The following is a 20,620-nucleotide window of genomic DNA, read 5'->3' on the forward strand; positions in this document are numbered from 1 at the left end:
AAACAAAAATGCCCAGCGGTTGCTGGGCATTTTTTATTGTCTGCTGGTTATTGAACCACTTCGCCTGACTCAATCACAGTGCTGCGTACCACTTTGGTAAATTCTAACGCTTCTTTACGAATCGCGTCTTCATCTACGGTCAGCATGTTACGGTCTTTCATCAGGATTTTTCCATCCACGATCGTATGACGAACATTGGCTGAGTTCGCTGAGTACACCAACGCAGAATATGGGTTATATACCGGTACCATGTTTGGCGCTTTGGTATCGATGACGATGATATCCGCCAGCTTGCCCACTTCGAGTGAGCCGACTTTATCTTCCATATGCAATGCTTTGGCTGCGCCCATGGTTGCCATATCGATAACTTTAATCGGTGGCATTGCCGCTCGGTCTTGATTGACCAGTTTATGCACTTTCGCGACTTGGTTGAATTCGTCGATGGTACTTAACGTGTTACCCGACATTGGGCCATCTGTGCCCAGTCCGATACGTACGTCTTGGTCGTACATCTTCAATGCGGGAGAGACGCCTTTCGCCGATTTAATGTTGGCACTCATATTATGCGCCACACCCATCTGCGATTTTTTTACTAGCTCGATATCTTCATCGTCGACCAAAATCATATGCGCGCCGACAAGGTTCTTGTTGAGTGCACCAATGCTATCCATATATTTGACTGGCGATAATCCGTCTGAACGCTCGGCGATCTTTTCTTGTTCGCGGTGTGATTCTGCAAGGTGGATCATCACTGGAACATCTTTTTCCAGTGATAGCTTAGCGATTTTCTGCAGCGTTTCGGTGGTGTTGGTGTAAGGTGCGTGTGGCGCAAATGCTGGAGTAATGCGGGAGTGGTCTTTGTACTGCTCAATAAAGTTGAGTGCATACTGAATGCCTTCTTCGGCGTTAGCCGCATCGGCAACTGGGAACTTAATCACCGTTTCACCGAGTACCGCACGCATGCCAATTTTATCGACCGTCTTAGCCACTTCATCCTCGAAATAGTACATGTCTGCGTAAGTGGTTACGCCACCTTTCACCATTTCAACGTTGCCTAAGTTTGCGCCAATACGAACCATGTCACGCGAAACCAGTTTGGCTTCTAGAGGGAAGATATAGCGATGCAGGCGGTCCGGCACATCGTCAGCCAGTGAGCGGAACACCGTCATCGAAACGTGAGTATGCGTATTGATAAGACCAGGCATCACGATGTCACCATCGACATCAAGCACCGTATCGGAACTGTATTGTTTGGCAAGGCTGCTGTCACCGACTGCGACGATCTTATTGCCATCAACGATGACAGTTCCGTTTTCGTACACCGTCTTATCTTGATTCATAGTTAACACCATCGCATCGGTAATGATCAGGTCGACTTTTTCATTGGCAACAGAAGAAAGGGGCAGTAGACCTAAGCCAGCAATGGCAGTGGCTAGCAGTGTGCGTTTTAAACTCATAGGATCACCAGTATTGGTAAGAACGGATTGTCTGACCGGATCATACCCCTTTAGCTATTAGCTACAATCGTTTGCTTAGTGCGTTGCACAGAAGTGTGATCTGGATAAATTCACGCTACCCACGGAATTAATCCACGCTAAGTGATGAAAAAGACATTAAAAAGTAATGGATTTGAAGCGAGTTGCCTGTAGCTTCTACCGTGAGTCAGATATACTAGTTTCCATACCTTCCTTGCTAAATTTAGGCGAGCTTATGTCAGATAATATCAATAACGACCCGTTTGCAGATCGTGAATCGGAAAACTATGAAAACCCAATCCCTAGTCGTGAATTCATCCTAGAGTTCTTGGCTCAGGCGGGTGTGCCGATGAACCGCAATGACCTGTTTGATGCACTGCAGCTCAACGGTGAAGACCAATACGAAGGCCTTCGTCGTCGCTTAAGAGCGATGGAGCGTGATGGCCAGCTCGTATTTACCCGTCGCCAGTGCTATGCCCTACCAGAAAAACTCGAAATGGTAAAAGGCTATGTTATTGGTCATAAAGATGGCCATGGCTGGGTGCGACCAGATGGAAGCACCGGTAAGGACAACGACATTGTTCTTCCTCATCATCAGATGAAAAACGTTATCCACGGTGATTACGTACTCGTGCAACCGACACAAAATTCAAAACGTGGACGTAAGGAAGGGCGTTTAGTCCGCGTGTTGGAAGAAAGAACCGGACAAATCGTCGGTCGTTTCTTTATGGAGTACGGCTACTCTTATGTGGTGCCGGATGACTCGCGTATTTCACAAGATATTCTGATCCCAAATGAGCTCAAAGCCGGGGCTCGTATGGGTAACGTGGTCGTAATCGAGATTACCGATCGCGGCTCACGTTCACGCGGCATGATGGGTAAAGTGGTGGAAGTACTGGGCGAAAACATGGCGCCGGGTATGGAAACACAAATCGCGATTCGCACTCACCAGATCCCACATGAATGGCCAGTAGCGGTAGAAAAGCAAATTGAAGGCCTGGGAGAAGAAGTTCCAGAGGAAGCGAAGCAAGGTCGTGTTGATCTACGTGAACTTCCGTTAGTGACGATTGACGGTGAAGACGCTCGTGACTTCGATGACGCTGTTTACTGTGAAGCGATCCCCGACGGTGGTTGGAAACTGTGGGTGGCAATTGCTGATGTAAGTTATTACGTTCGTCCAGATTCAGCGCTGGATAAAGAAGCCATTAATCGTGGTAACTCGGTGTACTTCCCGTCACAAGTGGTACCAATGTTACCTGAAGTGCTTTCAAACGGTTTATGTTCACTTAACCCGCAAGTTGATCGCTTATGTATGGTGTGTGAGATGACGTTGTCTGAATCGGGCAAATTGACCGGGTATAAGCATTACGAAGCGGTAATGAACTCGCACGCTCGTCTGACTTACAACAAAGTGCACGATATTTTGGAAGGGGACGAAGAGCTACGCCAGCGTTACCAACCGCTCGTTCCACACCTTGAAGAATTGCACAAAATGTACAAAGTGCTAAAGAAAGCACGTGACCATCGTGGTGCGATCGAGTTCGAAACCATCGAGACCAAATTCATCTTTAATGCTGAGCGAAAAATTGACAGCATTGAGCCTGTGATTCGTAACGATGCGCACAAGATCATCGAAGAATGTATGATTTTGGCTAACATCGCTTCGGCTTCTCTGGTGGAAAAAGCGAAAGAACCGTCGCTATACCGTATCCACGAGCCACCTGGTGAAGAGCGTCTGATGGGCTTCAGAGACTTCTTAGGCGAGTTGGGGCTTGATCTGAAAGGAGGATTGGAGCCATCACCAACCGACTATGCGGACTTGGTTAAACAGATTGCCGAACGCCAAGATAAAGAATTGATCCAAACCATGCTGCTTCGTTCGATGAAGCAGGCGGTGTACAACGCGGATAACGCGGGTCACTTTGGTTTGGCGTTGAAACGCTACGCGCACTTCACATCGCCAATTCGTCGTTATCCAGACTTGCTATTGCACCGCGCGATTAAATACCTGATCGCGAAACAAGAAGGGCGCAACCAAGACCGTTGGACGCCGACTGGCGGATACCACTATTCGTTTGATGATATGGATTTCTACGGTGAGCAGTGCTCGATGACTGAGCGCCGTGCGGATGATGCAACACGTGAAGTCTCGGATTGGCTCAAGTGTGAGTACATGCAAGACCATGTTGGCGAAGAGCTAGAAGGTGTGATTGCGAACGTCACCAGCTTCGGTTTCTTTGTCCGTCTGACTGACTTGCATATTGACGGGCTAGTCCATATCTCCGCCTTAGCGAACGACTATTACCAGTTTGATCCGGTTGGTCAAAGACTTATCGGTGAAAGCTTTGGCGCCATCTACCGCTTAGGCGATGCGGTGAAAGTGAAAGTCCTGTCGGTGAACTTAGATGATCGTCAAATTGACTTTGAATTAGTCGAAACAAGTCGTAAGCTACGCGGCAAAGGCAAAACGGCGAAGAAACGCGCGGCAGAAGCTCAGCAGAAAGCCAAAGCGAAGAAACGTGCGGCGAGCAAAGGTGGCGACAAAGCGTCACCAAATATCGAGCCAACTGTGCGACCGGATACGGCGGAGCATAAGAAAGGTGCTAAGAAAGCGAAAGTCACCAAAGCACGCAAGAAGAAACCAAACAGTAAGCCAAAGAAAGCTAAAAGCAGCAACAAAGCGAAAGCGCAGTAACGAAACAGGTTTAGTTAATGAGTAATGAATTTATTTACGGTATTCACGCAGTAAAAGCAGTATTGGCGCGTGAGCCGGAGCGTTTTATTGAAGCGTTTGTTTTAAAAGGTCGCCAGGATGACCGTTTGATGCCAATTCTTAACGAACTGCAACAAATCGGCGTTTCGATCCAGCAGATGACGCGTAAAACACTCGACGACAAAGCTCGTGGCGCGAACCACCAAGGTGTGATGGCGCGAGTAAAACCGGCTAAGCAGCTAAACGAGAATGATCTCGACGATATCTTGGCAAAACATGATGCACCACTGTTATTAGTGCTTGATGGTGTCACTGACCCACATAACCTAGGTGCTTGTCTGCGTAATGCGGACGCGGCGGGTGTGGCTGCGGTTATCGTACCAAAAGATAAGTCAGCCAATATCAATGCTACAGTCAGTAAAGTTGCTTGCGGCGCAGCTGAAACCGTTCCGCTAGTGCGCGTGACCAACTTGGCTCGTACGATGCGCGCGCTGCAAGAGCAGGGGATTTGGTTTGTTGGCACCGCAGGTGAAGCGACGCACGATATCTATCAAGCCAAGCTAACAGGGCCATTGGCGATCGTGATGGGAGCTGAAGGTGATGGGATGCGCCGCCTAACGCGCGAAACTTGCGATGATCTGATCAAAATCCCAATGGCGGGTAGTGTATCGAGCCTAAACGTATCGGTTGCTTCAGGCGTGTGTTTGTTTGAAGCGGTCCGTCAGCGACTCGCATAATCATCGTCACTGAATCGTTGGTTAATTAAGCGCACAGGGTTTGGTTCTGTGCGCTTTTCTTTGTCCGCAATTAATTCCGCTTAATTTTCAAACACCCCTTGCAACTGAAATTGTGATCTGTATAATGCAGCGCACTGGTTAAGCCAGTTGTGAACCAATGAGCAGTGAGGAGCTAATAAACTTAAGGGTTTGTTAGGTAATGTAGACTCAGCTTATGTTCGCGGTTAATACAATTAGCTATCTTTTCTTCGGAAAAACTATCCCCAGAGGTGACTTTGGCATGTAGGGATAGTTAATCGAAAATTAACTGACAATGCGTCCTAATCTTGGATGCTACGGTTTCACATAAATCAATCGGCATTCTCTCGTCTTGACGAGTCTGAGTGGCGATATTGTTTGTGTAATTTTTTATAATTGGAGCTCTGTCTCATGCAGAACCAACGTATCCGTATCCGCCTAAAAGCTTTCGATTACAAACTAATCGATGCTTCTACAGCGGAAATCGTTGAAACAGCTAAGCGCACTGGCGCACAGGTTCGTGGTCCAATCCCACTACCAACTCGTAAAGAGCGTTTCACAGTTCTTATCTCTCCACACGTTAACAAGAAAGCACGTGACCAGTACGAAATCCGTACTCACAAGCGTCTAATCGACATCGTTGAGCCAACAGACAAAACTGTTGATGCTCTAATGCGTCTAGACCTTGCTGCGGGCGTTGACGTTCAAATTAGCCTAGGTTAAGGGAGATTAGAAGTATGATTGGTCTAATCGGTCGTAAAGTGGGCATGACCCGCGTATTTACTGAAGAAGGCGTTTCTATCCCAGTAACTGTTGTTGAGGTTGAAGCTAACCGTGTTTCTCAAGTGAAAACTCTTGAAACAGACGGCTACGCAGCAATCCAGGTTACAGCTGGTTCTAAGAAAGCTAACCGCGTAAACAAAGCTGAAGCAGGTCACTTTGCTAAAGCTGGCGTTGAAGCTGGTCGCGGTCTTTGGGAATTCCGTTTAGAAAACGGTGAAGAGTTCGAGGTTGGTGCTGAACTAACTGTTGAACTATTCAACGAAACTAAGAAAGTAGACGTTACTGGTACATCTAAGGGTAAAGGTTTCCAAGGCGCAGTTAAGCGTTGGAACTTCCGTACTCAAGATATGACTCACGGTAACTCATTGTCTCACCGTGCTCCTGGTTCTATCGGTCAATGTCAGACTCCAGGTCGCGTATTTAAAGGCAAGAAAATGGCAGGTCACATGGGTGCTGAGCGTGTAACGACTCAAAACCTAGAGATCGTACGTGTTGACGCTGAGCGCAACCTGCTTCTTATTAAAGGTGCAGTCCCAGGCGCAACTGGCGGCAACGTGATCGTTAAACCAGCTGTTAAAGCATAACGTCTCAGGAGTAAGTAATGGAACTAATGGTTAAAGGTGCCGATGCACTAACTGTTTCCGAAACTACTTTCGGACGTGAGTTTAACGAAGCTCTTGTACACCAAGTAGTTGTTGCATTTGCAGCAGGTGCTCGTCAAGGTACTCGTGCTCAAAAAACACGTTCAGAAGTTTCTGGCGGTGGCGCTAAGCCATGGCGTCAAAAAGGTACTGGCCGTGCGCGTGCTGGTACAATCCGTAGCCCAATCTGGCGTACAGGTGGTGTTACTTTTGCTGCGAAACCACAAGATCACAGCCAAAAAGTAAACAAAAAAATGTACCGTGGTGCTATGAAGAGCATTCTTTCTGAGCTTGTTCGTCAAGAGCGTCTAATCGTTGTTGATAACTTCTCAGTAGAAGCACCAAAAACTAAAGAGCTAGTAGCTAAGCTTAAAGAGCTTGAGCTTAACGATGTACTAATCGTTACTGGCGAAGTAGACGAGAATCTATTCTTAGCTGCTCGTAACCTATACAAAGTTGACGCACGTGATGTTGCTGGTATCGATCCAGTATCTCTAATCGCGTTTGACAAGGTTCTAATGACTGCTGAAGCAGTTAAGCAAGTTGAGGAGATGCTAGCATGATCACTGAAGAGCGTATCCTAAAAGTTCTACGTGCACCGCACATCTCTGAAAAAGCAACTATGGCTGCAGAGAAAGCGAACACTATCGTTTTCAAAGTATCTATCGATGCAACTAAGAAAGAGATCAAAGCAGCTGTAGAAAAGCTATTTGAAGTTGAAGTTAAGTCTGTAAATACTCTTATTACTAAGGGTAAGACCAAACGTCAAGGTCTACGCCAAGGTCGCCGCAGCGACGTTAAGAAAGCGTACGTTACTTTGAAAGAAGGTCAAGATCTTGACTTTGTTGGCGGCGCGGAATAACAGGAGTAGTTGAGAAATGGCTATTGTTAAATGTAAGCCGACTTCGGCTGGTCGTCGTCACGTTGTTAAAGTTGTTAACGCTGACCTACACAAGGGTAAGCCTTACGCACCTCTTCTAGAGAAAAACTCTAAGAACGGTGGTCGTAACAACAACGGTCGTATCACAGTACGTCACATCGGCGGTGGTCACAAACACCACTACCGTGTAATTGATTTTAAACGTACTAAAGATGGCATCCCAGCGAAAGTTGAGCGTCTAGAATACGATCCAAACCGTAGCGCAAACATTGCTCTAGTGCTGTACGCAGACGGTGAGCGTCGTTACATCCTAGCACCTAAAGGTGTTCAAGCTGGTGATGCAATCCAGTCTGGTGCGGATGCACCAATCAAAGCTGGTAACGCACTTCCAATGCGTAACATCCCAGTAGGTTCAACTGTACACAACGTTGAACTTAAGCCTGGTAAAGGTGGTCAGCTAGCTCGTTCGGCTGGTGCATATGCACAAATCGTTGCTCGCGACGGTGCATACGTAACTATCCGTCTACGTTCTGGTGAGATGCGTAAAGTATTGTCTGAAGGCCGTGCAACAATCGGTGAAGTAGGCAACTCTGAGCACATGCTTCGTGAACTAGGTAAAGCTGGTGCTAACCGCTGGCGCGGTGTTCGTCCAACCGTTCGCGGTGTGGTAATGAACCCGGTTGACCACCCACACGGTGGTGGTGAAGGTCGTACTTCAGGTGGTCGTCACCCAGTATCTCCTTGGGGTATGCCAACTAAAGGCTTCAAGACCCGTAAGAACAAACGCACTGACAAGTACATCGTACGTCGTCGTAACAAGTAATCTATATAAAGAGGAATCGCCATGCCACGTTCTCTCAAGAAAGGTCCTTTTATTGACCTACACTTGCTGAAGAAGGTAGAGAAAGCGGTGGAAAGCGGAGACAAGAAGCCTATTAAGACTTGGTCCCGTCGCTCAATGATCATCCCTACGATGATCGGTTTGACCATCGCTGTCCATAATGGTCGTCAGCACGTACCAGTTTTCGTAACCGAAGAAATGATCGGTCACAAACTGGGTGAATTCGCACCAACACGTACTTACCGCGGCCATGTCGTGGATAAGAAAGCTAAGAAGCGTTAAGGAGTAGATGATGGAAGCACTAGCTAAACATAACTTTGCTCGCATTTCGCCTCAGAAAGCTCGCTTAGTTGCGGACCAAATTCGTGGAAAATCTGTAGACCAAGCTCTAGAAATCTTGACGTTCAGCAACAAAAAAGCTGCTGATCTAATCAAGAAAGTTCTTGAGTCAGCTATCGCTAACGCGGAGCACAATGAAGGCGCAGATATTGACGATCTAAATGTCGCAAAAATCTTCGTAGATGAAGGCCCGATCATGAAGCGTATTATGCCTCGTGCTAAAGGTCGTGCGGATCGTATCTTGAAGCGTTCAAGCCACATCACTGTTGTTGTAGCAGATCGCTAAGAGACTAGGAGAGTAAGCAATGGGTCAAAAAGTACATCCTAATGGTATTCGTCTAGGCATCGTTAAGCCTTGGAATGCTACATGGTTTGCTAACACCAAAGATTTCGCTGACAACCTAGACGGCGACTTCAAGGTACGTCAGTTCCTTACGAGTGAACTGAAAAAAGCATCACTTTCACGCATCGTTATCGAGCGTCCTGCTAAGAGCATCCGTGTGACTATTCACACTGCTCGTCCAGGCGTTGTAATCGGTAAGAAAGGTGAAGACGTAGAAAAACTACGCGCAGCTGTAGCTAAAATTGCAGGTGTACCAGCGCAAATCAACATCGCTGAAGTACGTAAGCCTGAGCTAGATGCACAGCTTGTAGGTGATAGCATCGCGTCTCAGCTAGAGCGTCGTGTTATGTTCCGTCGTGCTATGAAGCGCGCGGTACAAAACGCAATGCGTCTAGGCGCTAAAGGTATCAAAGTGGAAGTAAGCGGTCGTCTAGGCGGCGCTGAAATCGCACGTTCTGAGTGGTACCGTGAAGGCCGTGTGCCTCTACACACTCTACGTGCTGACATTGATTACGCAACTTCTTCGGCTCACACTCAATACGGTGTGATCGGCATTAAAGTTTGGATCTTCAAAGGTGAGATTCTAGGCGGTATGCCAGCAGCTAACGCTGTAGAGCCTAAAGGCGATAAGCCTAAGAAGCAGCGTAAAGGCCGTAAGTAAGGAGTCGACAGATGCTACAACCTAAACGTACTAAGTTCCGTAAGGTTCACACAGGTCGTAACCGTGGTCTAGCTAAAGGTACTGATGTAAGCTTCGGCGAATTCGGTCTTAAAGCTGTTGGCCGTGGTCGTCTAACTGCTCGTCAAATCGAAGCGGCACGTCGTGCGATGACACGTCACGTTAAGCGTCAAGGTAAAATCTGGATCCGTGTGTTCCCAGACAAACCAATCACAGAAAAACCACTTGAAGTTCGTCAGGGTAAGGGTAAAGGTAACGTTGAGTACTGGGTAGCCCAAATCCAACCTGGTAAGGTTATGTACGAAATGGGTGGTGTACCTGAAGAATTGGCTCGTGAAGCGTTCCGCCTAGCGGCTCGTAAACTGCCATTCAAGACTACATTTGTAACTAAGCAGGTGATGTGATGAAAGCACAAGATCTACGCGAAAAGAGCGTTGAAGAGCTTAACGCTGAGCTATTGAATTTGCTACGCGAACAGTTCAACCTGCGCATGCAGGCTGCGACTGGTCAACTACAGCAAACTCATACTCTGAAAGCTGTACGCCGTGATATCGCACGTGTGAAAACTGTTTTGACTGAGAAGGCAGGCGCATAATGAGCGAAGTAAAACGTACTCAACAAGGTCGTGTTGTTAGCGACAAGATGGACAAGTCTATCACTGTTGCTATCGAACGTTTCGTAAAACACCCAATCTACGGTAAATACGTTAAACGTACGACTAAAGTACACGCACATGACGAGAACAACGAGTGTGGCCTAGGCGACACAGTTGAAATCGCAGAGTGTCGTCCACTGTCTAAGACTAAGTCTTGGACTTTGGTAAAAGTTGTAGAAAAAGCGAAAATCTAATTTTGTTTCTTCTATAAAAAAAGCGGCTCCAAATTTTTTTTGGAGCCGCTTATTTTTTGACTACCCAATCACAAAAAAGGGTGGTACAATTCGCGTCCCTTTTAAAGAGGCAGCCCGACCCGTGAGGGTCTAGTTTTTTTATATATTTAGCGGAGCACTAACATGATCCAAATGCAAAGTATGCTGGACGCAGCTGATAACTCAGGCGCTCGCAGCGTAATGTGTATTAAGGTTCTGGGTGGCTCTCACCGCCGTTATGCACATATCGGTGACATCATCAAAGTTACTGTTAAGGAAGCAATTCCTCGCGGTAAAGTTAAAAAAGGTGATGTACTGAAGGCGGTGGTAGTTCGCACCCGTAAAGGCGTACGTCGTCCAGACGGTTCTGTCATTCGCTTCGACCGTAATGCTTGCGTACTGTTAAATGACAATACTGAGCAACCAATCGGTACACGTATCTTTGGTCCTGTGACTCGCGAACTTCGTGGCGATAAGTTCATGAAGATCGTTTCACTGGCTCCAGAAGTTCTGTAAGGAGCACGTAAGATGGCAGCTAAAATCCGTCGTAATGACGAAGTAATCGTTCTTGCTGGTAAAGATAAAGGCAAGAAAGGTAAAGTAACTAAGGTTCTAGCAACCGGTAAAGTTATCGTTGAAGGTATCAACCTTGTTAAGAAACACCAAAAGCCGGTTCCGGCTCTAGGTCAACAAGGTGGCATCGTTGAACAAGAAGCAGCAATTGACGCTTCTAACGTTGCAATCTTTAACGCAGCTACTGGTAAAGCTGACCGTATCGGTTTCCGTTTCGAAGATGGCAAGAAAGTTCGTTTCTTCAAGTCTAACGGCGAAACCGTTTCTAACTAATAGAAGTAATTTGGAGTTCTACTATGGCGAAACTGCATGATTACTACAAGTCGTCTGTAGTCGCTGAACTGACCAAACAGTTCGGTTACACAAGCGTCATGCAAGTCCCTAGAATCGAGAAAATCACCCTAAACATGGGTGTTGGTGAAGCAATCAACGATAAGAAACTGCTAGAAAATGCAGCGTCTGATATGGCAACGATCTCTGGTCAAAAGCCACTTATCACAAAAGCGCGCAAATCTGTTGCAGGTTTCAAAATCCGTGAAGGCTACCCTATCGGTTGTAAAGTAACCTTGCGTGGCGAACGTATGTGGGATTTTCTTGAGCGTCTAATTTCGATCGCTCTTCCACGTGTACGTGACTTCCGTGGTGTTAGCGCTAAGTCTTTTGACGGTCGCGGTAACTACAGCATGGGCGTTCGCGAGCAAATCATCTTCCCGGAAATCGACTTTGATAAAGTTGATCGAGTACGCGGTCTAGACATCACTATTACGACGTCTGCTGGTACTGATGAGGAAGGCCGTGCTCTGCTGGCTGCCTTTAACTTCCCATTCCGTAAGTAAGGTGAAGGGTTACTGTTATGGCTAAACAATCAATGAAAGCACGTGAAGCTAAACGTGCAAAGCTAGTAGCTAAGTTTGCTGAAAAGCGTGCTTCGCTAAAAGCTATCATCAGCGATGTAAACGCATCTGAAGAAGATCGTTGGAATGCGGTTCTAACACTGCAATCTCTTCCACGTGATTCAAGTGCATCACGTCAGCGCAACCGTTGTAACCAAACTGGTCGTCCACACGGTTACCTACGTAAGTTCGGTCTAAGCCGTATTAAGGTTCGTGAAGCTTGCATGAAAGGCGAGATTCCGGGTCTTCGTAAGGCTAGCTGGTAATTGCCACTTAATCATTTGGAGTAAATCATATGAGCATGCAAGATCCGATTTCGGATATGCTGACCCGCGTTCGTAACGGTCAGGCAGCAAACAAAGTTGCTGTAAAAATGCCTTCTTCAAAGCTTAAAGTTGCAATTGCTGCACTACTAAAAGCTGAAGGTTACATCGTTGACTTCGCTGTTGAAGGCGAAGCAAAACCTGAGCTAGAAGTTACACTTAAGTACTTCCAAGCTAAACCAGTAATCGAGCAACTTAAACGTGTTTCTCGTCCAGGTCTACGTGTTTACAAGAAGAAAGATGAACTTCCTTCTGTAATGGGTGGTCTTGGTGTTGCTATCGTTTCAACTTCCAAGGGTCTGATGTCAGACCGTGCTGCACGTAAAGCAGGTCTTGGCGGTGAAATCATCTGCTACGTAGCTTAATAAGGAGTAGACTATGTCTCGTGTTGCAAAAGCACCTGTCGCTATTCCAGCTGGCGTAGAGGTGAAACTAAACGGCCAAGAAATCACTGTAAAAGGTGCTAAAGGCGAACTATCACGCGTTCTTAATGATGCGGTAGTTGTTGCTCAGGAAGATAACAATCTTACTTTCGGTCCACGCGAAGGTGTTGTAAACGCATGGGCACAAGCAGGTACTGCTCGCGCTCTAGTTAACAACATGGTTGTTGGTGTTACTGAAGGCTTTACTAAGAAGCTAACTCTTAAAGGTGTTGGTTACCGTGCTGCTATCAAAGGCAACGCTGTAGGCCTAACACTAGGCTTCTCACACCCAGTTGAGCACGAGTTGCCAGCGGGTATTAAAGCGGAATGTCCAAGCCAAACTGAAATCGTGATCACTGGTTGTGACAAACAACTAGTTGGTCAAGTTGCGGCTGACATTCGTTCTTACCGTCAACCTGAGCCTTACAAAGGCAAAGGTGTTCGTTACGCAGATGAAAATGTGCGTACTAAAGAAGCTAAGAAGAAGTAAGGTAACACTATGGATAAGAAAGCATCTCGCATCCGTCGTGCTACACGCGCACGTCGTAAGATTGCAGAACTGGGTGCGACTCGCCTAGTTGTACACCGTACTCCTCGTCACGTGTACGCTCAGGTTATCGCAGCGAACGGCTCTGAGGTTATCGCAGCAGCTTCTACTGTAGAAAAAGCGATCCGTGAGCAAGTGAAAAACACTGGTAACATCGATGCAGCTAAAGCAGTAGGTAAAGCTGTTGCTGAGCGCGCTCTTGAGAAAGGCGTTGAGTCAGTTGCATTTGATCGTTCTGGTTTCCAATACCACGGTCGAGTAGCGGCGCTAGCAGAATCTGCTCGCGAAGCTGGTCTGAAATTCTAAGGTAGGGTTGGACGATGGCTAAAGAACAACAAGTTCAAGCGAATGATTTGCAAGAAAAGCTAATCGCCGTTAACCGTGTTTCTAAAACGGTTAAAGGTGGTCGAATCATGAGCTTTACTGCACTAACAGTAGTTGGTGACGGTAACGGTCGCGTAGGTTTCGGTTACGGCAAAGCTCGTGAAGTACCTGCAGCGATCCAAAAAGCAATGGAAAAAGCGCGTCGTAACATGACTACGATCGCTCTTAACGAAGGCACTCTTCACCACCCAGTGAAAGGTCGCCACTCGGGCTCTAAAGTTTACATGCAGCCTGCTGCAGAAGGTACTGGTGTAATCGCAGGTGGTGCGATGCGTGCAGTACTAGAAGTTGCTGGCGTACACAACGTACTATCTAAAGCATACGGTTCTACGAACCCTATCAACATCGTTCGTGCAACGATCGATGCACTAGGTAGCATGAAGTCGCCAGAAATGGTTGCTGCTAAACGTGGTCTAACTGTTGAATCTATTTCGGAGTAAGAACACCATGGCAACTATTAAAGTAACTCAAACTAAAAGCTCAATTGGTCGCCTACCAAAGCACAAAGCGTGTCTTAAAGGTCTGGGCCTTCGTAAAATCAACCACACAGTAGAACTTGAAGATACTCCGTGCGTGCGCGGCATGATCAACAAGGTTTACTACATGGTTAAAGTTGAGGAGTAATCAGAATGCGTTTGAATACTCTATCACCGGCTGCGGGCTCTAAGCCTTCTGCGAAGCGCGTAGGTCGTGGTATCGGTTCTGGCCTAGGTAAAACTGGTGGCCGTGGCCACAAAGGTCAAAAGTCACGTTCTGGCGGTTCAGTTCGTCCAGGTTTTGAAGGCGGTCAGATGCCTCTAAAACAACGTCTACCTAAATTCGGTTTCACTTCTCGTAAGAGCCTAGTGTCTGCTGAAGTTCGTCTAGCTGAGCTAGCGAAAGTAACTGGTGACGTAGTAGATCTAAACAGCCTTAAAGCTGCTAACGTTATCACTAAGAACATCGAATTTGTAAAAGTTGTTCTATCTGGTGAAATTAACAAAGCAGTGACTGTTAAAGGTCTACGTGTGACTAAAGGCGCTAAAGCTGCAATCGAAGCTGCAGGCGGTAAAATCGAGGAATAATCTCGAGGAACGAGGTACAGATGGCTAAGAAACCAGGACAAGATTTTCGTAGTGCTCAGAGCGGCTTAAGTGAACTAAAGTCGCGCTTATTATTCGTAATTGGTGCACTTTTAGTATTCCGAGCAGGCTCTTTTGTGCCGATTCCTGGTATTGACGCTGCTGTACTTGCCGATTTGTTCGAACAGCAAAAAGGTACCATCGTAGAAATGTTTAACATGTTCTCCGGTGGTGCTCTTGAGCGTGCATCTATATTAGCGTTGGGCATCATGCCGTATATTTCGGCATCTATTGTTGTCCAACTGCTAACTGTAGTTCATCCAGCGTTAGCTGAACTCAAAAAAGAGGGTGAAGCAGGCCGTCGTAAGATCAGCCAATACACACGCTACGGCACGCTTGTACTTGCGACATTCCAGGCTATTGGTATTGCAACAGGCTTACCAAACATGGTCGACAATCTGGTTGTTATCAACCAAACCATGTTTACGCTAATTGCTACCGTAAGTTTAGTAACCGGCACCATGTTCCTAATGTGGTTAGGTGAACAAATTACAGAGCGTGGAATTGGTAACGGTATTTCGTTACTAATCTTTGCAGGTATTGTTGCTGGATTGCCTTCGGCAATCGGTCAAACAGTCGAGCAAGCGCGTCAAGGTGAATTGCATGTACTTCTTCTGCTGTTAATTGCTGTACTAGCATTCGCGGTTATTTACTTTGTTGTTTTCATGGAGCGTGGTCAACGTCGTATCGTTGTAAACTACGCGAAGCGTCAACAAGGTCGTAAAGTATTTGCTGCGCAAAGCACTCACTTGCCACTTAAAATTAATATGGCAGGTGTTATTCCAGCGATTTTTGCATCAAGTATTATCCTGTTCCCAGGAACACTGGCTCAGTGGTTTGGTCAGAACGGTGAGAGCAGCGCGTTCGGTTGGTTAACTGACGTGTCTTTGGCTCTTAGCCCAGGTCAACCTCTGTATGTAATGCTTTATGCAGCAGCGATTATTTTCTTCTGTTTCTTCTACACGGCGTTGGTTTTCAACCCGCGTGAAACAGCAGATAACTTGAAGAAGTCCGGTGCATTCGTACCCGGTATCCGCCCAGGTGAGCAGACAGCTAAGTACATTGATAAAGTGATGACGCGTTTAACCCTTGCTGGTGCGTTATACATCACCTTTATCTGTCTGATTCCGGAGTTCATGATGGTCGCGTGGAACGTACGTTTCTACTTCGGCGGTACATCACTACTTATCGTAGTGGTTGTTATCATGGACTTTATGGCACAGGTACAGACTCATATGATGTCTCAACAGTATGATTCTGTGTTGAAGAAAGCGAATCTGAAAGGCTACGGCCGTTAATTCGGCGGTAGTTTCAGTTTCATTTACGGAGTTTAGCAATGAAAGTTCGTGCTTCCGTTAAAAAAATCTGCCGTAACTGTAAAGTTATCAAGCGTAACGGTGTCGTTCGCGTGATTTGCAGTGAGCCAAAGCACAAGCAGCGCCAAGGCTAATCAGCAGAAATTTTTACTTGAAATATAAGGTAGTGTCGAGTATATTCCTCGGCCTACCTTTTGCGTGCAAAAGAAGTAGTATCCCACAGCGTATCCATAACGGGCTTTGCTGTGGCTAATTCTTTTATAGAAACACTTAGGAGTGAATAATGGCCCGTATAGCCGGCATTAACATTCCTGATCAGAAGCATGCTGTAATCGCTCTAACTGCGATCTACGGCATCGGTAAAACTCGCTCTCAAGCTATCCTAGCTGAAGTGGGTATTGCTGAAAATGTTAAGATCAGTGAACTAACTGAAGAGCAGATCGATCAACTGCGTGATGGTGTAGCTAAGTACACTGTAGAAGGTGATCTACGTCGTGAAGTATCTATGAACATCAAGCGTCTTATGGACCTTGGCTGTTACCGTGGTCTTCGTCATCGTCGCAGTCTACCACTACGTGGACAGCGTACTAAAACCAACGCTCGCACCCGTAAGGGTCCGCGTAAGCCGATCAAGAAATAATCGGGAAGGTAGAGTACAATGGCTAAACAACCAACTCGCGCTCGTAAGCGCGTACGCAAGCAAGTTGCAGATGGCGTTGCGCACATCCATGCATCTTTCAATAACACAATCGTAACTATCACTGACCGTCAAGGCAACGCTCTTGCATGGGCTACTGCAGGTGGTTCAGGTTTCCGTGGTTCTCGTAAGTCTACTCCGTTCGCTGCACAGGTTGCTGCTGAGCGTTGTGCTGAAATGGCTAAAGAGTACGGTCTAAAGAACTTGGAAGTTATGGTTAAGGGTCCTGGTCCAGGTCGTGAATCTACTGTTCGCGCACTGAACGCAGCTGGTTTCCGCATCACAAACATCGTTGATGCTACACCAATCCCTCATAACGGTTGTCGTCCACCTAAGAAACGTCGCGTATAACGTTTCTAGGATAATTGGAGAAAGATCATGGCAAGATATTTGGGTCCTAAGCTGAAGCTTAGCCGTCGTGAAGGCACTGACTTATTCCTTAAGTCTGGTGTTCGCGCGATCGATACCAAGTGTAAAATTGATAACGCACCAGGTGTACACGGCGCTCGTCGCGGTCGTCTATCTGAGTATGGCGTTCAGCTTCGTGAGAAGCAAAAAGTTCGTCGCATGTACGGCGTTCTAGAAAAACAATTCCGTAACTACTACAAAGAAGCAGCTCGCCTTAAAGGCAACACTGGTGAAAACCTACTTCAGCTTCTTGAAGGTCGTCTTGATAACGTAGTTTACCGCATGGGCTTTGGCGCAACTCGCGCAGAAGCACGTCAGCTAGTTAGCCACAAAGCTATCCTAGTTAACGGTAAAGTTGTAAACGTTCCTTCTTTCAAAGTTGCGGCTAACGACGTTGTTTCTATCCGCGAGAAAGCTAAACAGCAATCTCGTATTAAAGCGGCTCTAGAAGTTGCAGAACAACGCGAAAAACCAACTTGGATTGAAGTAGATGGTGGCAAGATGGAAGGTACGTTCAAGCGTCTGCCTGAGCGTTCAGATCTGTCTGCTGACATCAACGAACAACTGATCGTCGAGCTTTACTCTAAGTAAGGTTTAAACTAAAGAGAGGACACAATGCAGGGTTCTGTAACAGAATTTCTTAAGCCACGTCTTGTTGACATCGAACAAGTTAGCACGACTCACGCAAAAGTAACTCTTGAGCCATTAGAGCGTGGCTTTGGTCATACTCTAGGTAATGCACTTCGCCGTATTCTTCTATCTTCTATGCCAGGTTGTGCAGTTACAGAAGTAGAGATTGAAGGCGTTCTACACGAATACAGCACTAAAGAAGGCGTTCAGGAAGATATTCTTGAAATTCTTCTAAACCTTAAAGGTTTGGCTGTACGCGTTGCCGAAGGCAAAGATGAAGTGTTTATTACACTGAACAAATCAGGCTCAGGCCCTGTGGTTGCAGGTGACATCACCCATGATGGTGATGTAGAGATCGCTAACCCAGAACACGTTATTTGTCACCTAACGGATGACAACGCTGAGATCGCTATGCGTATCAAAGTTGAACGTGGTCGTGGTTACGTTCCAGCTTCAGCTCGTATCCATACTGAAGAAGATGAGCGTCCAATTGGTCGCCTACTGGTTGACGCTACGTACAGCCCAGTAGACAAGATTGCTTACTCTGTTGAAGCAGCTCGTGTAGAGCAGCGTACAGACTTAGACAAGCTTGTTATCGACATGGAAACGAACGGTACTCTAGACCCTGAGGAAGCAATCCGTCGCGCAGCAACTATTCTTGCTGAGCAATTGGATGCGTTCGTAGATCTACGTGATGTACGTGTACCTGAGGAGAAGGAAGAGAAGCCAGAATTCGATCCGATCCTACTGCGTCCTGTAGACGATCTTGAACTAACAGTTCGCTCTGCTAACTGTCTGAAAGCAGAAGCGATTCACTACATCGGTGATCTTGTACAGCGTACTGAGGTTGAGCTACTTAAAACGCCTAACCTTGGTAAAAAATCTCTTACAGAGATTAAAGACGTACTTGCATCACGTGGTCTGTCTCTGGGCATGCGCCTAGAAAACTGGCCACCAGCGTCTATCGCTGAAGATTAATCGATAATAGTTAGAAGGATTAGGTCATGCGCCATCGTAAGAGTGGTCGTCAACTCAACCGCAACAGCTCACATCGTAAAGCGATGTTCAGCAATATGGCTAGCTCTCTAGTACGTCATGAAGTTATCAAGACTACACTGCCAAAAGCAAAAGAGCTACGTCGCGTAGTTGAGCCTTTGATTACACTAGCTAAGACTGACAGCGTTGCTAACCGTCGTCTAGCATTTGCACGTACTCGTGACAACGAAGTAGTTGCAAAACTATTTAACGAACTAGGTCCACGTTTTGCTGCTCGTCAGGGCGGTTACACTCGTATCCTAAAAGCTGGCTTCCGTGCTGGTGACAAAGCTCCAATGGCTTACATTGAGCTTGTAGATCGCCCAGCTGCTGAAGAAGCTGCTGAGTAATCAGGTTCGTAAGAACGGAAAAGCCGAGCATTAGCTCGGCTTTTTTGTATCTGAAATCTGCCCAGCCTTTAGATATAAAAAATCGCCGATGGTAGCAATCTATCTCTACGGCATCAGCGATATTGTTTGTTCGTTAATCTATCTGGTGATAGAACTTACTGCCAGATTGTACCTAAGCTGCTAAGTAGGCTTGAGCTTGCACCTTGGCTTTGCAGTGTTTGCAGAATGATTGGTACAAAAGTTGAAATCAGTGATGGATCCATACCAAGTGCTGTAAACGCGCTTTTAACGGTCTCGTTATTCGCGATCATCGCTGTTAGACCTGTCGATTGAAGACTGTCATAACCTGGGATCAAACCAGCAAGTTCGCTGTTTTGGCTTTCACCTAAGTTGTTTTGCGCTAGAGCCAGTAGTGAACCCACACCACCTAGAGCCTGCTCAGAGGTTACGTTAGTACTCTGTTGAATCGCGTCAGCCAACGTTGATGACTGTTGATTTTGTTGTCCCCATGCGTTTGCTGCTGCAAACAATGCGCTGCTTGCCATAGAGCTGTAGCTGTTAGTTGTTGTTGAGCTCTCTTGCGTACCACTAGAAGTGTTTTGGCAGCCGAAAAGTACCGCGCTTGCCAGTACTGCAATAACGAGTTTGTTATTCATCATTTCTCCTAATCGCTCGTTTATTATTATTGTTACATAAAACAAAAACGGTGGCATTTAGGCCACCGTTTTAAGTTAAGCTCATCTCATTAATGATTATAGGATGTCTAGTAGCTCAACTTCGAATACTAGTGCTGCAAATGGAGGAATTGCTGCACCTGCACCACGCTCACCGTATGCAAGGTCTTGTGGGATGTATAGTTTCCACTTAGAACCAACAGGCATTAGTTGAAGTGCTTCAACCCAACCTTTGATTACGCCAGTTACAGGGAACTCAGCTGGTTGACCGCGTGATACTGAGCTGTCGAACACAGTGCCATCAGTTAGCTCGCCGTGGTAGTGAACACGTACTTGCTTGTCTGAAGTTGGAATTTCACCAGTACCTTCAGTGATAACTTCGTACTGTAGACCAGACTCAAGAACAGTTACTTCAGGACGTAGAGCGTTGTCTTTTAGGAATGCTTCACCATCAGCAGCTGCAGCTTTAGCTGCTTCTTGACGTGCTGCTTCAGCGCGCTGGTGTAGCTCTTGAAGTGCTTTGTTGATTTCGTCGATTTCGATAGCTGGCATGTCACCAACTAGAGCAGTCGCGATACCCGCTGCGATAGCATCAACGTTCAAACCTTCAAGACCAGAACCCGCAAGTTGCTGACCCATCTGTAGACCGATACCGTAGCTTGCTTTTTGCTCTACAGTCTCAAATTTTACTTCAGACATTTAGTGTCTCTCTTTATATGGTGTGTGAAGTGCGTAAGGATACCAGTATTAGCGGCACGATGAAATGTTCACCTCTCAATCCATTCTTGCACCAAGCAATGTGAGATTTAGATCTACTTTCCCTGCATTGCCGCTCAATTTTGACTTCTGTATAACTAACTTGAGAGAAATTTCCTATACTCATGTGCGCTTGGTTTTTATACTTGAACTGAAGCCTTTTCGGGAGAAGAGA

The 20,620-nt window shown here is 46.5% G+C and carries 33 protein-coding genes; 30 read left to right on the forward strand and 3 right to left on the reverse strand.

Annotation, left to right across the window (positions count from 1 at the left end; genetic code table 11):
• Positions 1-47: 47 nt before the first annotated feature.
• Positions 48-1,457, reverse strand: coding sequence for an amidohydrolase (locus AKJ31_RS15945; RefSeq protein WP_053410095.1), 1,410 nt, complete (start codon positions 1,455-1,457; stop codon positions 48-50).
• Between the two features lie 253 nt (positions 1,458-1,710).
• On the opposite strand from AKJ31_RS15945, the gene rnr reads away from it, so the two are divergent.
• The 30 genes from rnr to rplQ all read left to right on the forward strand — a co-directional run bounded on the left by rnr (position 1,711) and on the right by rplQ (position 19,015).
• On the forward strand, positions 1,711-4,170 hold the full coding sequence (gene rnr, locus AKJ31_RS15950) for a ribonuclease R (RefSeq protein WP_053410096.1): 2,460 nt from the start codon (positions 1,711-1,713) through the stop codon (positions 4,168-4,170).
• A gap of 17 nt (positions 4,171-4,187) precedes the next feature.
• Positions 4,188-4,925 carry a 23S rRNA (guanosine(2251)-2'-O)-methyltransferase RlmB gene (rlmB, locus tag AKJ31_RS15955; RefSeq protein ID WP_053410097.1) on the forward strand — a complete coding sequence of 246 codons (738 nt, stop codon included), beginning with the start codon at positions 4,188-4,190 and terminating at the stop codon, positions 4,923-4,925.
• 429 nt (positions 4,926-5,354) lie between these two features.
• Positions 5,355-5,666 carry a 30S ribosomal protein S10 gene (rpsJ, locus tag AKJ31_RS15960; protein WP_004410492.1) on the forward strand — a complete coding sequence of 104 codons (312 nt, stop codon included), beginning with the start codon at positions 5,355-5,357 and terminating at the stop codon, positions 5,664-5,666.
• A gap of 14 nt (positions 5,667-5,680) precedes the next feature.
• The gene (rplC, locus tag AKJ31_RS15965) at positions 5,681-6,310 is read left to right on the forward strand and encodes a 50S ribosomal protein L3 (protein WP_005456132.1); all 630 of its coding nucleotides are present in this window, start codon (positions 5,681-5,683) and stop codon (positions 6,308-6,310) included.
• A gap of 17 nt (positions 6,311-6,327) precedes the next feature.
• Positions 6,328-6,930 carry a 50S ribosomal protein L4 gene (rplD, locus tag AKJ31_RS15970; RefSeq protein WP_053410098.1) on the forward strand — a complete coding sequence of 201 codons (603 nt, stop codon included), beginning with the start codon at positions 6,328-6,330 and terminating at the stop codon, positions 6,928-6,930.
• The gene (gene rplW / locus AKJ31_RS15975) at positions 6,927-7,229 is read left to right on the forward strand and encodes a 50S ribosomal protein L23 (protein WP_053410099.1); all 303 of its coding nucleotides are present in this window, start codon (positions 6,927-6,929) and stop codon (positions 7,227-7,229) included. Before rplD ends, rplW begins: the two co-directional genes overlap by 4 nt.
• A gap of 16 nt (positions 7,230-7,245) precedes the next feature.
• Complete coding sequence (gene rplB / locus AKJ31_RS15980; RefSeq protein ID WP_053410100.1) at positions 7,246-8,070, forward strand: 50S ribosomal protein L2; 825 nt, start codon at positions 7,246-7,248, stop codon at positions 8,068-8,070.
• 21 nt (positions 8,071-8,091) lie between these two features.
• The gene (rpsS, locus tag AKJ31_RS15985; protein ID WP_004745876.1) at positions 8,092-8,370 is read left to right on the forward strand and encodes a 30S ribosomal protein S19; all 279 of its coding nucleotides are present in this window, start codon (positions 8,092-8,094) and stop codon (positions 8,368-8,370) included.
• Between the two features lie 10 nt (positions 8,371-8,380).
• Positions 8,381-8,713, forward strand: a complete 333-nt coding sequence (gene rplV, locus AKJ31_RS15990; RefSeq protein ID WP_004745877.1) for a 50S ribosomal protein L22 — start codon at positions 8,381-8,383, stop codon at positions 8,711-8,713.
• 19 nt (positions 8,714-8,732) lie between these two features.
• Positions 8,733-9,431 carry a 30S ribosomal protein S3 gene (rpsC, locus tag AKJ31_RS15995; protein WP_005471060.1) on the forward strand — a complete coding sequence of 233 codons (699 nt, stop codon included), beginning with the start codon at positions 8,733-8,735 and terminating at the stop codon, positions 9,429-9,431.
• 11 nt (positions 9,432-9,442) lie between these two features.
• Positions 9,443-9,853: a 50S ribosomal protein L16 gene (gene rplP, locus AKJ31_RS16000; protein WP_053410101.1), complete on the forward strand. Its 411-nt coding sequence runs from the start codon at positions 9,443-9,445 to the stop codon at positions 9,851-9,853.
• Entirely contained in the window at positions 9,853-10,044 is a 192-nt protein-coding gene (gene rpmC / locus AKJ31_RS16005; RefSeq protein ID WP_004410456.1) for a 50S ribosomal protein L29, read from the forward strand. The genes rplP and rpmC overlap by 1 nt, the downstream gene beginning before the upstream one ends.
• A complete protein-coding gene (rpsQ, locus tag AKJ31_RS16010) occupies positions 10,044-10,298 on the forward strand; it encodes a 30S ribosomal protein S17 (protein WP_053410102.1) in 255 nt (84 codons plus the stop codon). Before rpmC ends, rpsQ begins: the two co-directional genes overlap by 1 nt.
• A gap of 162 nt (positions 10,299-10,460) precedes the next feature.
• Positions 10,461-10,832 (forward strand): 50S ribosomal protein L14, encoded by a 372-nt coding sequence (rplN, locus tag AKJ31_RS16015; protein WP_053410103.1) that lies wholly within the window; start codon positions 10,461-10,463, stop codon positions 10,830-10,832.
• A gap of 12 nt (positions 10,833-10,844) precedes the next feature.
• A complete protein-coding gene (gene rplX / locus AKJ31_RS16020; protein WP_014230668.1) occupies positions 10,845-11,162 on the forward strand; it encodes a 50S ribosomal protein L24 in 318 nt (105 codons plus the stop codon).
• 23 nt (positions 11,163-11,185) lie between these two features.
• A complete protein-coding gene (gene rplE / locus AKJ31_RS16025) occupies positions 11,186-11,725 on the forward strand; it encodes a 50S ribosomal protein L5 (RefSeq protein ID WP_053410104.1) in 540 nt (179 codons plus the stop codon).
• A 17-nt stretch (positions 11,726-11,742) separates the two neighbouring features.
• The gene (gene rpsN, locus AKJ31_RS16030; RefSeq protein ID WP_053410105.1) at positions 11,743-12,048 is read left to right on the forward strand and encodes a 30S ribosomal protein S14; all 306 of its coding nucleotides are present in this window, start codon (positions 11,743-11,745) and stop codon (positions 12,046-12,048) included.
• Between the two features lie 29 nt (positions 12,049-12,077).
• Entirely contained in the window at positions 12,078-12,470 is a 393-nt protein-coding gene (gene rpsH / locus AKJ31_RS16035) for a 30S ribosomal protein S8 (RefSeq protein ID WP_053410106.1), read from the forward strand.
• Positions 12,471-12,483: 13 nt separating this feature from the next.
• The gene (gene rplF, locus AKJ31_RS16040) at positions 12,484-13,017 is read left to right on the forward strand and encodes a 50S ribosomal protein L6 (protein WP_053410107.1); all 534 of its coding nucleotides are present in this window, start codon (positions 12,484-12,486) and stop codon (positions 13,015-13,017) included.
• Positions 13,018-13,026: 9 nt separating this feature from the next.
• The gene (gene rplR / locus AKJ31_RS16045) at positions 13,027-13,380 is read left to right on the forward strand and encodes a 50S ribosomal protein L18 (RefSeq protein WP_004410436.1); all 354 of its coding nucleotides are present in this window, start codon (positions 13,027-13,029) and stop codon (positions 13,378-13,380) included.
• Between the two features lie 14 nt (positions 13,381-13,394).
• Positions 13,395-13,898, forward strand: a complete 504-nt coding sequence (gene rpsE / locus AKJ31_RS16050) for a 30S ribosomal protein S5 (RefSeq protein ID WP_004745894.1) — start codon at positions 13,395-13,397, stop codon at positions 13,896-13,898.
• A 7-nt stretch (positions 13,899-13,905) separates the two neighbouring features.
• Positions 13,906-14,082 (forward strand): 50S ribosomal protein L30, encoded by a 177-nt coding sequence (gene rpmD, locus AKJ31_RS16055; protein WP_004410429.1) that lies wholly within the window; start codon positions 13,906-13,908, stop codon positions 14,080-14,082.
• A gap of 5 nt (positions 14,083-14,087) precedes the next feature.
• Positions 14,088-14,522 carry a 50S ribosomal protein L15 gene (gene rplO, locus AKJ31_RS16060; protein ID WP_006963206.1) on the forward strand — a complete coding sequence of 145 codons (435 nt, stop codon included), beginning with the start codon at positions 14,088-14,090 and terminating at the stop codon, positions 14,520-14,522.
• Positions 14,523-14,542: 20 nt separating this feature from the next.
• On the forward strand, positions 14,543-15,877 hold the full coding sequence (secY, locus tag AKJ31_RS16065) for a preprotein translocase subunit SecY (protein WP_053410108.1): 1,335 nt from the start codon (positions 14,543-14,545) through the stop codon (positions 15,875-15,877).
• Between the two features lie 38 nt (positions 15,878-15,915).
• Positions 15,916-16,029: a 50S ribosomal protein L36 gene (gene rpmJ / locus AKJ31_RS16070; protein ID WP_000868186.1), complete on the forward strand. Its 114-nt coding sequence runs from the start codon at positions 15,916-15,918 to the stop codon at positions 16,027-16,029.
• 149 nt (positions 16,030-16,178) lie between these two features.
• Positions 16,179-16,535: a 30S ribosomal protein S13 gene (rpsM, locus tag AKJ31_RS16075; RefSeq protein ID WP_005383154.1), complete on the forward strand. Its 357-nt coding sequence runs from the start codon at positions 16,179-16,181 to the stop codon at positions 16,533-16,535.
• Between the two features lie 18 nt (positions 16,536-16,553).
• Positions 16,554-16,943 carry a 30S ribosomal protein S11 gene (rpsK, locus tag AKJ31_RS16080; RefSeq protein WP_001118870.1) on the forward strand — a complete coding sequence of 130 codons (390 nt, stop codon included), beginning with the start codon at positions 16,554-16,556 and terminating at the stop codon, positions 16,941-16,943.
• Between the two features lie 27 nt (positions 16,944-16,970).
• On the forward strand, positions 16,971-17,591 hold the full coding sequence (gene rpsD / locus AKJ31_RS16085) for a 30S ribosomal protein S4 (RefSeq protein WP_006963204.1): 621 nt from the start codon (positions 16,971-16,973) through the stop codon (positions 17,589-17,591).
• A gap of 24 nt (positions 17,592-17,615) precedes the next feature.
• Entirely contained in the window at positions 17,616-18,608 is a 993-nt protein-coding gene (locus AKJ31_RS16090; protein ID WP_004410407.1) for a DNA-directed RNA polymerase subunit alpha, read from the forward strand.
• Positions 18,609-18,634: 26 nt separating this feature from the next.
• The gene (gene rplQ, locus AKJ31_RS16095) at positions 18,635-19,015 is read left to right on the forward strand and encodes a 50S ribosomal protein L17 (RefSeq protein WP_005383141.1); all 381 of its coding nucleotides are present in this window, start codon (positions 18,635-18,637) and stop codon (positions 19,013-19,015) included.
• Positions 19,016-19,170: 155 nt separating this feature from the next.
• Here rplQ and AKJ31_RS16100 read toward each other — a convergent pair whose 3' ends face one another.
• Both AKJ31_RS16100 and bamJ read right to left on the reverse strand, forming a co-directional pair.
• Entirely contained in the window at positions 19,171-19,671 is a 501-nt protein-coding gene (locus AKJ31_RS16100; protein ID WP_053410109.1) for a DUF2780 domain-containing protein, read from the reverse strand.
• Positions 19,672-19,767: 96 nt separating this feature from the next.
• Positions 19,768-20,388, reverse strand: a complete 621-nt coding sequence (gene bamJ, locus AKJ31_RS16105; protein WP_053410110.1) for a BamJ family beta-barrel-assembly machinery protein — start codon at positions 20,386-20,388, stop codon at positions 19,768-19,770.
• Between the last annotated feature and the right edge of the window lie 232 nt (positions 20,389-20,620).

It is taken from the genome of Vibrio hepatarius (genome assembly GCF_001274785.1).
GTDB classification, from domain to species: domain Bacteria; phylum Pseudomonadota; class Gammaproteobacteria; order Enterobacterales; family Vibrionaceae; genus Vibrio; species Vibrio hepatarius.

Excerpts from the sequence above, each read along its gene's own strand:
- AKJ31_RS15945 (WP_053410095.1), bottom strand. The coding sequence starts at position 1,457 with ATGAGTTTAAAACGCACACTGCTAGCCACTGCCATTGCTGGCTTAGGT.
- rnr (WP_053410096.1), top strand. The coding sequence starts at position 1,711 with ATGTCAGATAATATCAATAACGACCCGTTTGCAGATCGTGAATCGGAA.
- rlmB (WP_053410097.1), top strand. The coding sequence starts at position 4,188 with ATGAGTAATGAATTTATTTACGGTATTCACGCAGTAAAAGCAGTATTG.
- rpsJ (WP_004410492.1), top strand. The coding sequence starts at position 5,355 with ATGCAGAACCAACGTATCCGTATCCGCCTAAAAGCTTTCGATTACAAA.
- rplC (WP_005456132.1), top strand. The coding sequence starts at position 5,681 with ATGATTGGTCTAATCGGTCGTAAAGTGGGCATGACCCGCGTATTTACT.
- rplD (WP_053410098.1), top strand. The coding sequence starts at position 6,328 with ATGGAACTAATGGTTAAAGGTGCCGATGCACTAACTGTTTCCGAAACT.
- rplW (WP_053410099.1), top strand. The coding sequence starts at position 6,927 with ATGATCACTGAAGAGCGTATCCTAAAAGTTCTACGTGCACCGCACATC.
- rplB (WP_053410100.1), top strand. The coding sequence starts at position 7,246 with ATGGCTATTGTTAAATGTAAGCCGACTTCGGCTGGTCGTCGTCACGTT.
- rpsS (WP_004745876.1), top strand. The coding sequence starts at position 8,092 with ATGCCACGTTCTCTCAAGAAAGGTCCTTTTATTGACCTACACTTGCTG.
- rplV (WP_004745877.1), top strand. The coding sequence starts at position 8,381 with ATGGAAGCACTAGCTAAACATAACTTTGCTCGCATTTCGCCTCAGAAA.
- rpsC (WP_005471060.1), top strand. The coding sequence starts at position 8,733 with ATGGGTCAAAAAGTACATCCTAATGGTATTCGTCTAGGCATCGTTAAG.
- rplP (WP_053410101.1), top strand. The coding sequence starts at position 9,443 with ATGCTACAACCTAAACGTACTAAGTTCCGTAAGGTTCACACAGGTCGT.
- rpmC (WP_004410456.1), top strand. The coding sequence starts at position 9,853 with ATGAAAGCACAAGATCTACGCGAAAAGAGCGTTGAAGAGCTTAACGCT.
- rpsQ (WP_053410102.1), top strand. The coding sequence starts at position 10,044 with ATGAGCGAAGTAAAACGTACTCAACAAGGTCGTGTTGTTAGCGACAAG.
- rplN (WP_053410103.1), top strand. The coding sequence starts at position 10,461 with ATGATCCAAATGCAAAGTATGCTGGACGCAGCTGATAACTCAGGCGCT.
- rplX (WP_014230668.1), top strand. The coding sequence starts at position 10,845 with ATGGCAGCTAAAATCCGTCGTAATGACGAAGTAATCGTTCTTGCTGGT.
- rplE (WP_053410104.1), top strand. The coding sequence starts at position 11,186 with ATGGCGAAACTGCATGATTACTACAAGTCGTCTGTAGTCGCTGAACTG.
- rpsN (WP_053410105.1), top strand. The coding sequence starts at position 11,743 with ATGGCTAAACAATCAATGAAAGCACGTGAAGCTAAACGTGCAAAGCTA.
- rpsH (WP_053410106.1), top strand. The coding sequence starts at position 12,078 with ATGAGCATGCAAGATCCGATTTCGGATATGCTGACCCGCGTTCGTAAC.
- rplF (WP_053410107.1), top strand. The coding sequence starts at position 12,484 with ATGTCTCGTGTTGCAAAAGCACCTGTCGCTATTCCAGCTGGCGTAGAG.
- rplR (WP_004410436.1), top strand. The coding sequence starts at position 13,027 with ATGGATAAGAAAGCATCTCGCATCCGTCGTGCTACACGCGCACGTCGT.
- rpsE (WP_004745894.1), top strand. The coding sequence starts at position 13,395 with ATGGCTAAAGAACAACAAGTTCAAGCGAATGATTTGCAAGAAAAGCTA.
- rpmD (WP_004410429.1), top strand. The coding sequence starts at position 13,906 with ATGGCAACTATTAAAGTAACTCAAACTAAAAGCTCAATTGGTCGCCTA.
- rplO (WP_006963206.1), top strand. The coding sequence starts at position 14,088 with ATGCGTTTGAATACTCTATCACCGGCTGCGGGCTCTAAGCCTTCTGCG.
- secY (WP_053410108.1), top strand. The coding sequence starts at position 14,543 with ATGGCTAAGAAACCAGGACAAGATTTTCGTAGTGCTCAGAGCGGCTTA.
- rpmJ (WP_000868186.1), top strand. The coding sequence starts at position 15,916 with ATGAAAGTTCGTGCTTCCGTTAAAAAAATCTGCCGTAACTGTAAAGTT.
- rpsM (WP_005383154.1), top strand. The coding sequence starts at position 16,179 with ATGGCCCGTATAGCCGGCATTAACATTCCTGATCAGAAGCATGCTGTA.
- rpsK (WP_001118870.1), top strand. The coding sequence starts at position 16,554 with ATGGCTAAACAACCAACTCGCGCTCGTAAGCGCGTACGCAAGCAAGTT.
- rpsD (WP_006963204.1), top strand. The coding sequence starts at position 16,971 with ATGGCAAGATATTTGGGTCCTAAGCTGAAGCTTAGCCGTCGTGAAGGC.
- AKJ31_RS16090 (WP_004410407.1), top strand. The coding sequence starts at position 17,616 with ATGCAGGGTTCTGTAACAGAATTTCTTAAGCCACGTCTTGTTGACATC.
- rplQ (WP_005383141.1), top strand. The coding sequence starts at position 18,635 with ATGCGCCATCGTAAGAGTGGTCGTCAACTCAACCGCAACAGCTCACAT.
- AKJ31_RS16100 (WP_053410109.1), bottom strand. The coding sequence starts at position 19,671 with ATGAATAACAAACTCGTTATTGCAGTACTGGCAAGCGCGGTACTTTTC.
- bamJ (WP_053410110.1), bottom strand. The coding sequence starts at position 20,388 with ATGTCTGAAGTAAAATTTGAGACTGTAGAGCAAAAAGCAAGCTACGGT.